Source organism: Pseudomonas citri, assembly GCF_025336485.1.
Taxonomy (GTDB): Bacteria; Pseudomonadota; Gammaproteobacteria; order Pseudomonadales; family Pseudomonadaceae; genus Aquipseudomonas; species Aquipseudomonas citri.
In genome coordinates this window covers 259,079-273,516 of record NZ_JAODAB010000004.1, presented here as the reverse complement: position 1 = coordinate 273,516, position 14,438 = coordinate 259,079, and the positions used below count along the sequence as shown (strand labels likewise).

The 14,438-nt window shown below is 56.2% G+C and carries 11 protein-coding genes; 1 reads left to right on the top strand and 10 read right to left on the bottom strand.

Translation table 11 applies throughout. The features are described from left to right. Positions 1 to 25: 25 nt before the first annotated feature. The 4 genes from N4Q37_RS06805 to N4Q37_RS06790 form a co-directional block, all read right to left on the bottom strand. Entirely contained in the window at positions 26 to 2,200 is a 2,175-nt protein-coding gene (locus N4Q37_RS06805; protein WP_260956397.1) for a DEAD/DEAH box helicase, read from the bottom strand. Positions 2,201 to 2,243: 43 nt separating this feature from the next. After that, positions 2,244 to 3,539, bottom strand: a complete 1,296-nt coding sequence (locus N4Q37_RS06800) for an ATP-binding protein (protein ID WP_260956248.1) — start codon at positions 3,537 to 3,539, stop codon at positions 2,244 to 2,246. Further along, complete coding sequence (locus N4Q37_RS06795; RefSeq protein ID WP_260956246.1) at positions 3,536 to 5,953, bottom strand: tellurite resistance TerB family protein; 2,418 nt, start codon at positions 5,951 to 5,953, stop codon at positions 3,536 to 3,538. The genes N4Q37_RS06800 and N4Q37_RS06795 overlap by 4 nt, the downstream gene beginning before the upstream one ends. A 302-nt stretch (positions 5,954 to 6,255) precedes the next feature. Continuing rightward, positions 6,256 to 6,687 (bottom strand): hypothetical protein, encoded by a 432-nt coding sequence (locus tag N4Q37_RS06790; RefSeq protein ID WP_260956244.1) that lies wholly within the window; start codon positions 6,685 to 6,687, stop codon positions 6,256 to 6,258. A 407-nt stretch (positions 6,688 to 7,094) separates the two neighbouring features. Between N4Q37_RS06790 and N4Q37_RS06785 the strand changes: the two genes are divergently transcribed. After that, positions 7,095 to 7,460 (top strand): histone-like nucleoid-structuring protein, MvaT/MvaU family, encoded by a 366-nt coding sequence (locus tag N4Q37_RS06785; protein ID WP_260956242.1) that lies wholly within the window; start codon positions 7,095 to 7,097, stop codon positions 7,458 to 7,460. A gap of 322 nt (positions 7,461 to 7,782) precedes the next feature. On the opposite strand, the gene N4Q37_RS06780 is transcribed toward N4Q37_RS06785, so the two are convergent. The 6 genes from N4Q37_RS06780 to N4Q37_RS06755 all read right to left on the bottom strand — a co-directional run bounded on the left by N4Q37_RS06780 (position 7,783) and on the right by N4Q37_RS06755 (position 14,412). Further along, a complete protein-coding gene (locus N4Q37_RS06780; protein WP_260956240.1) occupies positions 7,783 to 8,412 on the bottom strand; it encodes a hypothetical protein in 630 nt (209 codons plus the stop codon). Positions 8,413 to 8,910: 498 nt separating this feature from the next. Continuing rightward, positions 8,911 to 9,246 (bottom strand): hypothetical protein, encoded by a 336-nt coding sequence (locus N4Q37_RS06775; protein WP_260956239.1) that lies wholly within the window; start codon positions 9,244 to 9,246, stop codon positions 8,911 to 8,913. A 162-nt stretch (positions 9,247 to 9,408) separates the two neighbouring features. Next, positions 9,409 to 10,203, bottom strand: a complete 795-nt coding sequence (locus N4Q37_RS06770) for an ABC transporter ATP-binding protein (protein ID WP_260956237.1) — start codon at positions 10,201 to 10,203, stop codon at positions 9,409 to 9,411. An 11-nt stretch (positions 10,204 to 10,214) separates the two neighbouring features. After that, complete coding sequence (locus tag N4Q37_RS06765) at positions 10,215 to 10,976, bottom strand: ABC transporter permease (protein ID WP_260956235.1); 762 nt, start codon at positions 10,974 to 10,976, stop codon at positions 10,215 to 10,217. A gap of 9 nt (positions 10,977 to 10,985) precedes the next feature. Continuing rightward, complete coding sequence (locus N4Q37_RS06760) at positions 10,986 to 11,747, bottom strand: ABC transporter permease (protein WP_260956234.1); 762 nt, start codon at positions 11,745 to 11,747, stop codon at positions 10,986 to 10,988. A 202-nt stretch (positions 11,748 to 11,949) separates the two neighbouring features. After that, complete coding sequence (locus N4Q37_RS06755) at positions 11,950 to 14,412, bottom strand: TonB-dependent receptor plug domain-containing protein (RefSeq protein WP_260956232.1); 2,463 nt, start codon at positions 14,410 to 14,412, stop codon at positions 11,950 to 11,952. Positions 14,413 to 14,438 lie beyond the last annotated feature (26 nt).

The following is a 14,438-nucleotide window of genomic DNA, read 5'->3' as shown; positions in this document are numbered from 1 at the left end:
TTCTATTCTGTACTGCCTGACCAGCTTATTTGGTCAAAGTCTGACTCTGTGCAAAAACGATAGCAGTCGAGATATCCAGCGATATAGAAGCAAACGATTTCATCAGCAATGACTCCGGCAATGCCCAATCCCATTTCTCGCGCAGCATGTTCTCCACATTCGCAAGAATCGAATCGAGATCGCCTGCATCCAATCTACCGACATCCTCCAGCGCTGCTAGGGTTCGACTGATGTCGGCGTCAATCTCAATGGCAAGGCCTGAGTTATCACAAGAAAGACCTACACGATTGAGCAGCAGGCGCAGTGCATCGTTGGCATGATCGCCCAGCCAACTGATCAGATAGCACTTGCCACTCGACTCGATGATGTGGCGTTCACCGAGGCCCAATGAGGCAAATGTCTTGCGCGCCTCGTCTAGCAGCTCTTGAGCACCGCCATCAATAAATCGGCAGGGAGTCGTATCCGCCAGCACCGCACGCATTTCTTCGCGCACAGTGTCATGCACCATTGCACCTAACCCATCGAACTGGGGAGGCGCACCGCCGCGCGCGGCTGCCACAATGATCACCTTGGCCTGGAGGTCGACGTCATGCACTTGCCATCGTCGACCCCCAAAGATGATTCGCTGACCTTTGGTAAGCGGGCGGCTTACCGGTACTGACCCCAAGGCTTTCCCATCACACACGAGGCGAAACTCTTCATCGCTGCTGAACGCACTGTAGAACTCGTAGTGGTTTATCAGACGCTCTCCAACCGTCCCGGGAAGCAATAATCCCGAACTGTCTTGAACAATGAGCTCATGCTCTCCCAATGACCTGAGCAGCTTTACGAAGTCGGGCTTTTCGACTGCGGAAAATGCCCCTTCGGCGATCAAGCTTTTCCACAAATCTGCCGCTGATGCGCCCCCACATTGGGCGATGATGGAAAGGACTTGCTGAACCAGAGTAGACGCGTGAACGCCTTGGGCTCTCGGGGGTTCGAACCACCCTCGAATCAGTAGGCGAACCATGGCAATGGTCTGCACCAGGCCTTGGCGAAGTTGATCGGAAAGGCTCGATCCATCTTTGAGAGGCGACTCTTTGCAGTACGCGCGCAGTACCGCATTCTCTCCTGGGCGTCTTCCTGAACGACCTAAGCGCTGACGTAGGCTCGCCACTGAGGGAGGAGGGCCAATTTGCACCACCGTCTTGATGCTCCCGATGTCTATTCCCAGTTCAAGCGTCGTGGTGCAGATCGCCGATGCCGCCTGGTTACCGGCTTTAAGCGCGTGCTCAGCCTGTTCGCGCAAGTTCTTTGAAAGGTTACCGTGGTGAGGCCAGAACTCGTTGGGTACACCGTCTTTCTCGCAGCGACGACGCAGTTGGTCTGCGTACCATTCAACCTGCTGGCGGCTGTTCGGGAAAATCAGGTTATTGCTTCCTCGCAAAACCTTGTAGAGATGATCGGCGATCGCAAAGTCAGGGCTTGCTTTGTTTTCCGTTTCGTCTTCATCGCCGTCCTCATCAGGGGACTGGATGGGAGCCTTTCTGAGCTCGCTCATCGGCGGTTGGATGTAACCACGGACTTGCACCTGGAGAGTCTGATTGGAGTTTTTGGATTCGATCACGGTTACCGTGTTGACACCGGCCGGCCGAAGAAACTCCGCCGCCAATCTCATATCGCCCAATGTTGCTGATAGCCCAACTCGGGGAAGGCGACGTCCTGCTACGAGCTCGACCCGGTGCATCAGGGACTGCAGCTGTTTTCCTCGCTCACTACCAATGAATGCATGGAGTTCATCAACGACGATGTAGCGCAGGTTTTGGAAAACTCCAGCCAGGCTTGAGCCTCGATTGACGAACAATGCTTCAAGGGACTCAGGGGTGATCAATAACACACCCTCCGACGACTTCAGAAATCGATGCTTTTTGCTCGATGAGATGTCCCCGTGCCAGCCGACCACAGGAATTTCCAGTTGCTCGCAAAGACGACTGAGTCTGCCCCATTGATCGTTGATCAAGGCTTTGAGTGGGCTGATGTACAGCACTGAGCCGGGAGGGTCATTGTGGTTGAGTAAATGGGTGAGGATGGGGAGGAACGCGGCCTCGGTTTTCCCCGCAGCCGTTGCAGCGGCGATGATGACATCCTGGTCTGCGTCCACTAGAACAGGCACTGCCCATTCCTGGGCGTCACGCAAGGACGTCCAGCCTTCAGCCCAAATCCATCGCTGGATACGGGGTTCTAGCTGGTCGAAACCCGATGACTCAGAGTGAGAAGGTGGCAAGTTCATCGTCCGCGTCGACCTTCGTGTCCTCTTCTCCGCCGAAGTCTTTGGCTACCTCGACACCTCCCAGCAGCGTCCGCCAGTTAGCTCCCGGGTTTTGTTCCAGGATGGCCAGCAGATTGATGAACGCAGTGATAGTGGTGCGCGGCGTACGGAAGTAGGCTTCACCCAAGCGCTGGTTACAGTGCGCCATAAACAGTGGGAGTGCTTCGTCAGGCAGTAGATATTTTTCAGCATCGCCGCCTGCGTAGACATGACGAAGCTTCTGAAGCAATACATAGAAGTCTTCAGGGGTGAGGCTGGTTAGGCGAATAACAGGGCCCGAAAGATCAACCAACCCTGTTTTTGCGAACGAGTTTTCGGCTAGTCGCGATTGCAGGGCAGGGTAGCTGAAGAGGCCTCGGCGAGTGTCCATCAAGAACTCGGGAGTGCCGCCCAATACGAAGCCAAGCCCCTCAGACGATCCTTGCAACGAATCATTGAGGATACGCAGGATCTGCTCATAGTTAGCATTTCGAGCTTGTGTGTTGGCCAGCTTGTAAAGGTTCACCAGCTCGTCAAGGCAGATCATCAGGCCGCCGAAACCCGCAAGTCTTACGAATCTCGACAGCAGCTTGAGCTGATCGTAGAAGGAGGCGTCATCAATGATCGTTCGTACCCCCAGTGCCGCCCGCGCATCGGTTTTGGTGGTGAACTCACCACGTAGCCAGCGGATGGCGTCAGCCTTGAGTTGCTCATTGCCGTCCTCGAAACCTCGGCAATACGCAGCGATCACTTCAGCGAAATCGTAGCCGTTGACCATCTCGGTCAACTCAGCCAGGTGTGTACGGATGACAGTCTCACTGTCAGTACCCGCTGCCTTGGCTTCCGTTTTGGCTTGGGAGATGAATTTCTCGACGATGCCTTGTATAGCCCCACCGTCAGGCTTTGTGCGTGTCGACATGTTCTTGGCCAACTCGGAATAGAGTGAGCGTGCCTGTCCCCCAGTGGCATGCAGCCTGCGATCGGGGTTTAAGTCAGCGTGCATGGTGACGAGTTTGCGCTCCATCGCAATGGCTCGTACCAGGTTGAGAAAAAACGTCTTGCCGGCGCCGTACTCGCCAATCACGACGCGAAATGCCGAACCGCTTTCAACCAGGCGGTTAACGTCGGTGATCAGCGCATCGAGTTCGCCCACCCGGCCGACCTGAATCAAGTGTTGGCCGACACGAGGGACGACGCCGGCGCGTAGCGATTGGATGACCGCGTCGCGATCCTTGGCTCTGATAGTGGTCATAAGGCTAACTCTTCCAGAATGTCTTTATTGATTTCGATGGGATCATCACCTTCGGTGATGGGCATGTCGAAGCGGTCAAAGGCCATGTCGTTGATTTGCTCCAAAGCACCGTCGAGCATCAGCTCCATGTCGCTCGCAGCGGACTCAAGTTCAGATCGACTCCACTCTGGACGTGAGACCAATAGGCGTAGGAACGCAGAATGTTCCAAGTCGAGGCCCGCAACGTCAGCACTCGACGCTGAAGTCGATTCAGCATCCTCAACAAGCTGCTCAGATTCCCCAACCTGGTCATCAGTGAACACCTGAGCCAGTAGGGCGGATACCTCAGCTGTTTCTCGTTGCAATTCAGCAATTCGCTCATGATCGAGCACAAACCCTTGCTTGGCGTTAACTGGGAGGGGCACCCCAGGCTCGGACTGAGTGGTGTTGGCGGGTGGTATGACGGATGCAACTCTTGCTCCGGATGCAGCACCGTGAAGATCGCTGTAGAGCAGCTGACTGTCCAGTTGCAACGCTTTATACACTCGCTCCAGAAGCTTCACCTCCGATGGGCTGACGGTGCCATCGGCTTGTGCGAGGTGGGCCAGGAAGCTGGCAATCGCGCGCTTTGCTTCGACGGTCAATGGGTCGAGCTTTTTCTTCAAACTTGCGAGTGTGGGAGGTTGCTGAATTTGGATTCGTAAATGCGCCTTGAGACGTTTGCGATGGGCAACACTCAGGTGACTCCATGAGTCAATGTGCTGACCCAGCATGGTGACTTCTTCATTTGAAGTATCCCCATCGGCAGATGCCACTGCACTGGCTAGGTCAAGAGTGACCGAGGCCGCGTTATAGGCCGCCGAAGCTCGCAGTGATCCGTCCTCTGGTTGGGTCACGAACAATGCAATTTGGTCTTCGGCTTTCGGTGTTTTACTGCCTGCCAGAACGTCAGGTTCCATACCGATATGGAGTGACTCCAGCGCGCGGGCAAGTGCCAGTACTTTGTCGCGAGACAACGCCCCTGCGCTCTTGAACCGTCCAGCGAGTTCGCCAAAACTCATGGCGATCAGGTCATCACCGATCCTGTGTTGAAGATCGTCCAATTCTGCACGGGCCGGTGCCGGCCATAGCGCGACAGGAAGCTGCAAAAGGCCCTCCAACGCCTCTGCGCTTTCAGGGTTTCGGCCCAGATAGCGGCTATAGGGCTCCAACTCGCTGGTGCAAAGCTCAACAATCAATTGCAGGTTTTTACGCGTTCCTGACGTAGCCATGACATCAGGAAGATCCCCCAGGTTAACTGCGGGTGCCATTAACACTGCGGAGGCCGGTCGATAGCTTGCTTTAAGCTTGGTCTTGTTTTGCGCGAGGATTAGCCCGGCAGGGTGCATACTCGCGTACTTGAGTTTGAACAATGCAGCGAAGACTTCCTTACACCGAGTTACCGGGGTGCGCTTGCTGATGTTGGGGTCGGCGAGTGCCCATGCCAATGCCCAGTTGGCATCAAGTGGTCGTTTGTTGGAGGCGTGTTGCCCTAACCCTATGCGCAGTGGAAGCGGCATTTCGTAGCCGTAAGCAACGGCATCAGGAGGTGGGCCAAGGTAAAGGTTAGGATCGAGCGCTTGATTGCTCAGGTAATCCAGGAAACCCTCCGCGTACCCCCTGAATGACCGACTCTCCCCATAGATATTCAGAAGTCGCTGGACTTCTTTGGTGATCAGAGGAATCTCCGCCTTCACCTGCGGATCGCTTACTGCATCAACGAGTGCACGGCGCTCAAGGCCATAAAAAAATAAAAAGACGTAGCCGGTGTCTGCCAGCGGATCACGACGTCCGCCTTCTAGCCACTGCAGGTATCCGCGCCGAGCCTCTGGCGAAATGGAGTGAAAACTCGGCCAGTAGGACATCAGCCGCTCTTCGATATCAACGTACGATTTGGCTATCCGCAGTTTGGGATTGATCAGTGATGGTTCTTGCGCATCGTATCGACCCAGTGCGCTTCCTACATAGAGCATTCCACCGGGAAGTGAAAAACCAGACACAGTGACCGATTCGCCCGCCGGAACCCAGCGGGTATCGGATTTCTGCTTGTTTGCATCTGGAATTTTAAAGGAAGCGGAAGGGGGGGAGCCGAGTTGGACGGTATAAAATTCGGAGGGCTCTTCAGACATATTGCTCGACGAAACCTCATGCATGGAGAAGGTCACGTCTTTACTTCGCGGCTCCCGCAGGTGCGTTGTCGCTGAAGCAGACCTTTGAATCTGTTCAAGCTGTCGTTTAGTGCGAGTGGCTAACAACCACATAATGGCGACGATGCAAGCGACGATGCCAATAGCGATCCATGCATTCTTCGGGATCGAAGCGAATGCACCAAAAGCCAGTGCAAAAATGATCAGGATGCCGGTGCCGGTAGAGTTTTTTGCCTTCTTCCTTGCCATGAGTATTTCAACCTTGAAAGGTGGGGGCTGGTGCAATGGCAGTAACCGATAAACGCATCTCTAGAACTATGGACTACGCAGCGCTACTGATCGAAAAAAAATGCCCATCAACGAACCCTACAGCGCTAGCTGTCACAGTCAATCCAGTGATCGAAAGCTTAGACTATGGGTGTTTTGTCTACCGGGATACGTTGTTCAAACCAGTGATAGAGACGTGCGGTTGACCTGAGTAGCCATGAACTCGGGGGCACGTAACAGGCTGGATGATTGAGGAAGCCTCCGGTTAAGCCCCTAGTTCCAGCCTATCGCGGTTCTGTCGTTTGCACAGAGTTAGGTGGTAGAACGGAGCGTAGTTTTCTTTGCTCCAATCGTGTCAACAGAAATATTTTTTCAGAAGGCCCCTTGAAAAAAATTTTCAGCAACGGATCTTTATATTTGAGAGCAACAGAAAAGCAGCGATCTCGGCGCTCCACCTGCCACCGATCCTGCCGGGGAAAAGGTGTTGGTTTGTGCTTTTGCTGTGCTTCTGCTTCTGGCTTTTTTCTTGCGGTATATCCTGCTGACGCTGACGTATGGCCTGCCCCATGGGCATAGCAAAATCGGCCCTGTGCGGCGTAAGCCGCTGCTTTCAGGTTTGATTTCAAACAAAGAGCGTTTTTTTTGAAAAAATACCCGTGTTGGACAACATCTGGATGGGAAATCCCAGTGGACGGGCGATGGGGGGGGAAATGCACGGTGAACTCGAATCTCAAGTGTGGCTATCGGTGCAGAAAACTTGTGACGTCACAGCGTTTGAAGCATTAATTCAGCGAGCTGTGGATAGCTTCAAGAGGCATCCAGGGTTCGACCCCCTTGTGCGGTTGCATGCGTCACATATCGGTCAGCTAGGCTTTCAGGTTTTGCGCGATGTACTGCGCAGTCGTGGGGTTCGTTATGAGTATTCTGCTGATCTTCCTGGTTACCTTGAACTAAGGTCTCGCCTCAAAGAGCACATACGATGCCAGCTGCAGGAATATCTGGTGAGAGGGGGCATTCAACTGAAGATATGCAGGAAGATCAGTTGGGTAGAGATTTAGGTCTATAAAACGCTATATTATGTTTACCCTGCATTCTGTGCTATCCAACCACTAAGGAAATTGCCATGTCTCGTCTCGCTGAGTTCCGCAAGTTGGAACAACAACTGGCCGCCCAGATGGCGGAGCTTGAATCCATGAAAAGTGATTCCGGCCTGAAAAAAGAAATGGAATTTGAGAACAAACTGCGCGCATTGCTGGGTGAGTACGGCTACAGCTTGAAAGACGTGATCAACCTGCTCGACCCGCAGGCCGGTCGTCGCGCTCCAGTCACTGAGTCTAAAGCCGGCACCCGCAAACCCCGCCAGGTTAAGACCTACAAAAATCCGCACAGTGGCGAAGTCGTCGAAACCAAGGGCGGTAACCACAGAACACTGAAAGAATGGAAGGCTAAGTACGGCTCTGACACCGTCGAGTCCTGGTTGATCAGGTGATGTTGATTTGAGTACAAAGGGCCCAGTGGGGCCCTTTGCATTGGGGGTTGTATGGAGATCATAGAAATAGAGCGCCGTAAGCGTCCAGCAAGCACGCCTTTCTGACGCCATCGCTATCCGCGAAAGCCGGACATCGCGTAAGCGTGGTGTTAAAGATTCGACTTAGGTTGCAGTTGATGAGATTCGATCGCGCGCAGTATTGAAGACGGAATTTTGACTGATACTCCTTATCCTGATGCTGCGGCTGAACTCGCCGCACTCAACAGTCGTGAGCACGGCGTCCTTCATTTCAAGCGCTTCCCCATACCTGCTAATAGCAACATCAGCCTTTAGGTATTGAGAGCAGATCAGGACGGCTAGACTTCAAAGCCGCTTCGCTGATCTTGCCTTGAATCGAGCAGGTCAACATGCTTTTGCTGCCCTTGAGATCCCCAGGTGCTGGCTCAACCATGAAAACTCGTTCCGAGGTATCCGTTACCAACTTGCCCGCCGCCTCGCCAGAGATTTCCGGTAGCCACGCCAATTGTTGTTCGGACCAAATCTCCGGCCGCGCAAACACACTGTTGGAGATCAGCAAATCGAGGGAGTGCGACTTCTTCAGCGAGGCCGCGACTTGCTCAGGCGACTGCTGAGAATAGAAGCCCCAACTGATGATGCGTGCCCCCATTAAATCAGCGTCCTCGGCAAAGAAACCGGTTAGAGATATACCGTCTACGACAACTGGCTTATCGAAAATCCAACGCTGGCCCATATCACTCTTGCTACCGCCTTGCAGCTTGATATGGCCATTTTCAAGCTTGTTGGAAATCAGCGATTTGAAAGGCGCTTGCGCAACTACCGAGAACGACTGAGCCCCACAACTTATATAGTCAGACGGTGGTGCGGTAGCGGCGAAGGTATTAGCGGTACCGAGCAATGGGGCAAAGGGGAGTAGCCAAGCGAAAATTTTCATTGGAGAGTGTCGGTCCTGTAATTGTGCAACTCATATCCATAGTTTTGAGTCCGCGGTAGAATGTGTCATTGCCTCGGCGGGGGGGTAATCGCCTGCTCTTGGTCGAAGTCAGCCTTTTGGTGTCAAAATGATATCATTGCGTCCACTGGCAGTTTTTGGCCCGAGTGTGTAAAAACGCATCCCCATTTTGAAGTCTGCGTTGCTATGTAAAATTGGCCAGCGCTCGCGCTCAGTCATCGGGCCTACAATTTGCGTAGGGACACGGTTTCCGGACTGTTTTCGTCCGCAGCCGCTGGTCAAAATTGTTTTTACACAGCCTCGGAGGAGTGGTGACTCTAGGTTTGCCTGAAAATGGGCCCTTCAAGGCGCTGGAACTAGTGTTGATTTGCAGGACTTGAGATCGAAAGGGGGATGCTTAGAAAGCGAGCATCGGCCTCCCGATTTTCGGTTTGACGCTCAATTCAAGTGAAGATCTAGGTCTATCAGGCATGAGTTCCTTCACTCCTCGACATACTCGATAGAATCGAGCATCGCCACCATCTCGACGAGCTCCTTGCGTAATGCATCCAGCAATGGTCGGTTAATGACGTCGATCATCGGCGGTGCACTGCACCCGTATTGGAAGCTTTCAATGCGCTCGGTCACAATGTTTTTAAGAGGAAAGCACACCTCAATTTCGACAGTCTGATAATTTGTCTCATTGGAGCACGCGCTAGCCAGGTCACGTGCGAACGGGAGCAGTTCATCACTGTGATTCGTCAGGTAGGTGCTGCACCAGATCTCTCCATCTTTCAGCTCGGGAGCCAGTGCCAGGTTCTCAAAAAGATGCTTCACACTCCGTGCTCCTTTCAGGTGCAATCAGCGAATCAGCCACTATCAATAAGACCCTGTTGCCGGTCGTGATACATGTATTTCGGCAAGTCTTTCGCCATCAAAGGAGTGGCATCTCCGATTGCCAAGGATATTCAGGCCTGCGACGGGCGACTCTGCTTAAGGTCAATGGCCCACCAATTCCTCCAGCAACTGTTCCTTGTAGCCTTGCAGCATCGTTGAAGCGCGATCCCTGGGATGCGGCAGGTCGACCTGGATCTGGTGCTTGATCCGTCCCGGGTGGGCGTCCATGACGATCACCCGGTCACCCAGGTACAGCGCTTCCTCGATGTCGTGGGTGACCATAATCACCGTGCAACGTTGCTGCACCCAGATGCGTTGCAGTTCATGTTGCAGGTGTACGCGAGTCAGGGCGTCGAGGGCGCCGAGAGGCTCGTCCAGCAACAGCAACTTGGGTTTATTGATGAGTGCCCGGGCGATGGCCGCTCGTTGCGCCATGCCGCCGGAGAGTTGATGGGGGTAGGCGTTTTCGAAGCCTCCAAGGTTGACTAGGGCAATGTGTTCGGCCACCAGCCGGTCCTTTTCCGCTTGGGACAACGGATGGTTCTTCAGCGCCAGGGCGATGTTCTGGCTCAGGGTCATCCAGGGAAACAGGCGATGATCCTGAAACACGATTCCGCGTTCCAGGCTGGTGCCGACCACCCGTTTGCCATCCAGCAGAATCTCGCCTGCATAGTCGTTCTCCAGCCCGACGATCAGCCGCAACAGGGTGGATTTGCCGCAACCGCTGGTACCGACGATACTGACGAACTCGCCGGGGTGGACGCTGAGGTCGATGCACTGCAGCACCGGCAAGGCTTGGCCTTCGATTCGGTAAGCCTTACTCAGGCCGCGAATCTCCAGCGCACCGGACTGCAAGGGTTGACTGTGTTGTGGGGTGTGTAGGGCAATTGCGTTCATGTCTTAGCCTTTCAACGAATGTTGCGCCAGCGCAGCAGATAGCGGCTCAGAAGGGTGAATAGCACTGTCATCAGGTAGCCGCAGAGGCCGATGCACAGGACGCTGAGAACGATGACTTCCATGCGCGAGCCGGCTTCGCCGTTCATCATCAGATTGCCCAGGCCCGCGCCGGACGACAGGAACAACTCACTGCCCACCGCGGTGACCCAGGCGAATGCAAGGGCATGCAGCACGCCGGTGGCGATGCTGGGCAGGGCCGATGGCAGCAGCACATGGCGGAACTGCTGCCAGCGGCTGAGCACCAGCACCTGTCCGACTTCACAATAGCGTCGCTCCACATGGCTGAAGCCTTGATAAGTGTTGAGCACCATGGGGTAGAAAGCGGCGAGACTGACGATCAGCACCTTGGAAAACTCACCGTTGCCGAACCACATCGCGATCAGCGGGATCCAGCCAAGCATCGGCACCTGGCGGATCGAGTGGAACAGCGGTCCGACCAGCCGGTTGGCCAGTGTTGACAGGGCCATCAGCACGCCCAGCAGCACTCCGAAGAACATCCCTAGGACCAGGCCGGTACTGGTGCGGGCGAGACTGGCCAGCAGATTGACCAGCAGCTCGCCGTTGGCCAATAGCTCCAGCAAGGCCGCGCCTATGGTCGACAACGGTACAAAGGCGTAGGCCCTGGCGGCGTCCAGGCGCGACAGGTATTCCCAGCCGCCGATCAACAACAGCGGCAATAGCAGGCCGCGGGATTTGGCGAAAATTCGAGGCATCGACGGCTCCTAGCGGGTCTGCCAGCGGAACAGCCGCTGTTCCAGTTGGCGAAAGGTAAAGTCCAGGGCGAAACCGATGATGCCGGTGACCACTATCCCGACCATCACCACATCGATGCGCAGCATCTGCCGGCTCATTTCGATCATTTGCCCCAGGCCACTGTCGGCGGCCAGCAGTTCGGTGGCCACCAGCACCACCCAGGCGCGGGTCAGGCTGATGCGCAAGCCAGTGATGATCGGCGGCGCGGCGGCGGGCAGGGCGATCTCGCGGACCAGCGTCGGCCAGCGCAGCCGATAGACGTCGGCGACTTCGAAGTAACTGCGCGGGATGGCCTTGACGCCCTCGTTGGCGGCCAACGCCACCGGGAAGAATGCGGTCTTGGCGACAATGACGATCTTGAAGGTTTCATCGATACCCAGCAGCAACACGAACATCGGGATCAGGGCGATGCTGGGGATCTGACGCAAGGTATGGAACAGCGGCGAGCAATAGACCTCGATGTTTTTCGACAAGGCCATGAGCATCCCAAAGGTCAGGCCGCAAAGCGCGCCGATGCCGAATCCCAAACCCAGCCGCGACAGGCTGTTGAGCAGGTGTTCGAGCAACTCGCCACTGGCCAGCAGTGCCTCGAAGGTCTGCCATACTCGGGTAGGAGGTACCAGCAGGTTACGCGGAAATATTCCGGCCTCGGCCACCACCGCCCACAGCACCAGCAGGGCAACGGGGGAGATGATCCAGGTCAGGGAGGACAACAGAGATTGGACACGCATGGCAGGTCTTGTTCTGGCGAAGTACCTCAGGGGTAACGCAAGAGCTGTGCCAGCGGCCAGGATGGGCAGCATCGCCCCGGGAAGTCGGCTCCTGCACGTCCGTAGGAGCCGGCTTGCCGGCGATGATATCACCACAAACACCACTGATTGATGCTGTGCCAGCAGCCATTGCTGCCACAGCAACATCTCGGCAGCAGCCCGCTTAGAAGTCGTAACTGATGCTGGTGTAGTAGAACGCACCCTGGGCGCCTTCAGGGCTGGTGATCGAGTATTTGGGCACGCCAAACAGTTGCGCACCGTCGGCCTTGTCCGGGTGGGTATCGAACAGGTTGATCGCACCCACGGACAGCTTCAGCGCTTTGTTGAAGGTGTACGACACATCCAGGTCCGTCACCCACTGTGGGCTGTAATCCTGGTCCAGGGTCGGGTTGGTGGCGTTGAGGCTTTTCCATTCGCCATAACGGCGCTGAGCCACGGTGACGCCCCAACCGTCAAACAGCCAGTTGGCACTCAAGATCAGCTTGGTCTCCGGGGTGCCATCTTCGATCAGGCCTTGGGTGGTGCGCCCGACAATCTGTGAACCCTTGATGTTGCCGACATCGCGCAGGGCGGTGATTTTCGTGTTGTTCTGACTCACGCCGGCATTCAAAATCAGCTGGCCCCATTGCTGCAGGTCCAACTGATAGTTGCTGGCCAGTTCGATTCCGTCGGTGCGGGTATCGGCGACGTTGGTGTAGAACGCCGCACTCTGGATGTTCGCGAAGGGTGTACCGGCGAAGATCGGCGAGACCACCGAAGCCGGCAATTGGTCGGAGAGGGTGATGCGGTTATCGATATCGATGCGGTAAGCATCCAGGGTCACCGATGCGTTGGCCAGCGGGCGCCAGACCAGACCCAGGGAGTAACTGGTGGACTCTTCCGGTTTCAGTGATTTGCCGCCCAGCAGTGCCGCTTCCGGGCTGTCGGCGCGTAGCGTTCGTTGCTGCACTTCGGCAAAGTTGCCGCTGCCCGGCGGTTGCTCCACCACCTGCACGCTGAATGAGGACAAACCACTCTGTACCAGCGATGGTGCGCGGTAACCGGTGCTGGCCGTGGCCCGTGCAGCGATCTGCGGGGTGAAGTCATAGCGCAGGGACAGTTTGCCGTTGGTGGTATCGCCGAAGTCCGAGTAGTGCTCGGTGCGCACCGCGACACCCGCCTGAAATTTCTCGGTGATCTGGCCTTCGACGTCGATGTAGGCACCCAATACGTTACGGTCCAGCGAGGCCGCATCGACTTGGGTGATGCCCGAGTAGTAACCGGGAATGCGCCGTAGCGTCACCGGGTCAACCGTATTGAATAACGGTCCGTTTTGCCATCCGGCGGCATCGCCCGCGCTCAATGTGTAGTTCTCCTCGCGCCAGGCCAGACCTGCGGAGAGGGTCAGCGGTTTGAACAACAGGTCGTTCGGGAAATCCCGCACCCAGTCCAGGGTCACGTTGGTCTGGTCGGCCTCGCGTTCGCCGGTGAAGATTTTTTCTGGGCTGTTGGCGCCCCAACTGGGGTTGATTGCATGGCGGTCGGTGGACTTCAGGGTGTTGTCGCCATGGTTCACGGCAAAGTCGAATTTGCCCAGTTGCTCGTCTTCGTAACGCAGGCCACCGGTCAGTGCATAGTCTTCCAGCGAGTAACGGGTAATCGGAAGGCGTCCGTCCGGGAAGCGCTGCAACGCGGTGCTGCTGTAGTTATTGCGCAGCGTCGTGGGTGGATCGAAGAAGCCTTCGGCATCGGTGTTTTTATGGGAGTAGGTGGCAAAGCCGTAGGCCGTCAGGCCTTCGCCAATGCCGACTTCACTGTTGAGGGCGACGTTGTACTGGTCCGACACATTGCCCGAGCCCCAGCGCCAGGTGCGGTAGCGGTTGTTCTGCTCGCGGGGCGTGTTGATGCTGGTGGAACCGGGGTAAAAGATCCGGTTGTCCGGGTTGGTGTCGCTGGCCGGGTCCTGGCTGCCGGCGTCGAAGCTCAGGGTCAGGAAGCCGTCATTGGGCAGGGCGAGGCCTTTCCAGCCGCTGAGTTTGCGCTGGATACCGTCGCCCTTGTCGTAGCCGCCGAAGCGATAACCGACATTGCCACCGTCGTCCTTTTCCTTGAGCACGATATTGATCACGCCAGCGATGGCGTCCGAGCCGTATTGGGCCGCCGCGCCATCGCGCAAAATCTCCACGCGCTGGATAGAGCTCAGGGGAATCAGGCTCAAGTCGACCGCCGCTGCGCCACGTCCGTTGACCAGACTCTGGCGGGTAACATTGGCGCTGGTGTGGCGGCGCTTGCCGTTGACCAGCACCAAAACCTGGTCAGACGCCAGGCCGCGCAACGAAGCGCCTTGGGCGATGGAACCGGCAAAGGCGCCCTGGGGTGATTGCGGGTAGGTAAACGATGGCGACAGCGCGGTGAGGGCGCCGGACAGGTCGCTGGCACCGGTCTGTTCCAATTGCTCGGCAGATAGAACGTCGACGGGCGCGGCGCTTTCCAGGGCGCTGACATCGCTACGACGGGTACCGAGTACTACTACGGTGTCCAGATGATCGCTGCTGGCGGTTGGTTGGGGTTCGGCAGCCACGACAGGCACGGCAAGGCTGCCAATGACCAGCGCAATAGCGCCGGCCAACGGAGTGTGGTGGAACATGAAAGGGGTCCTCTCGAAGATACAGA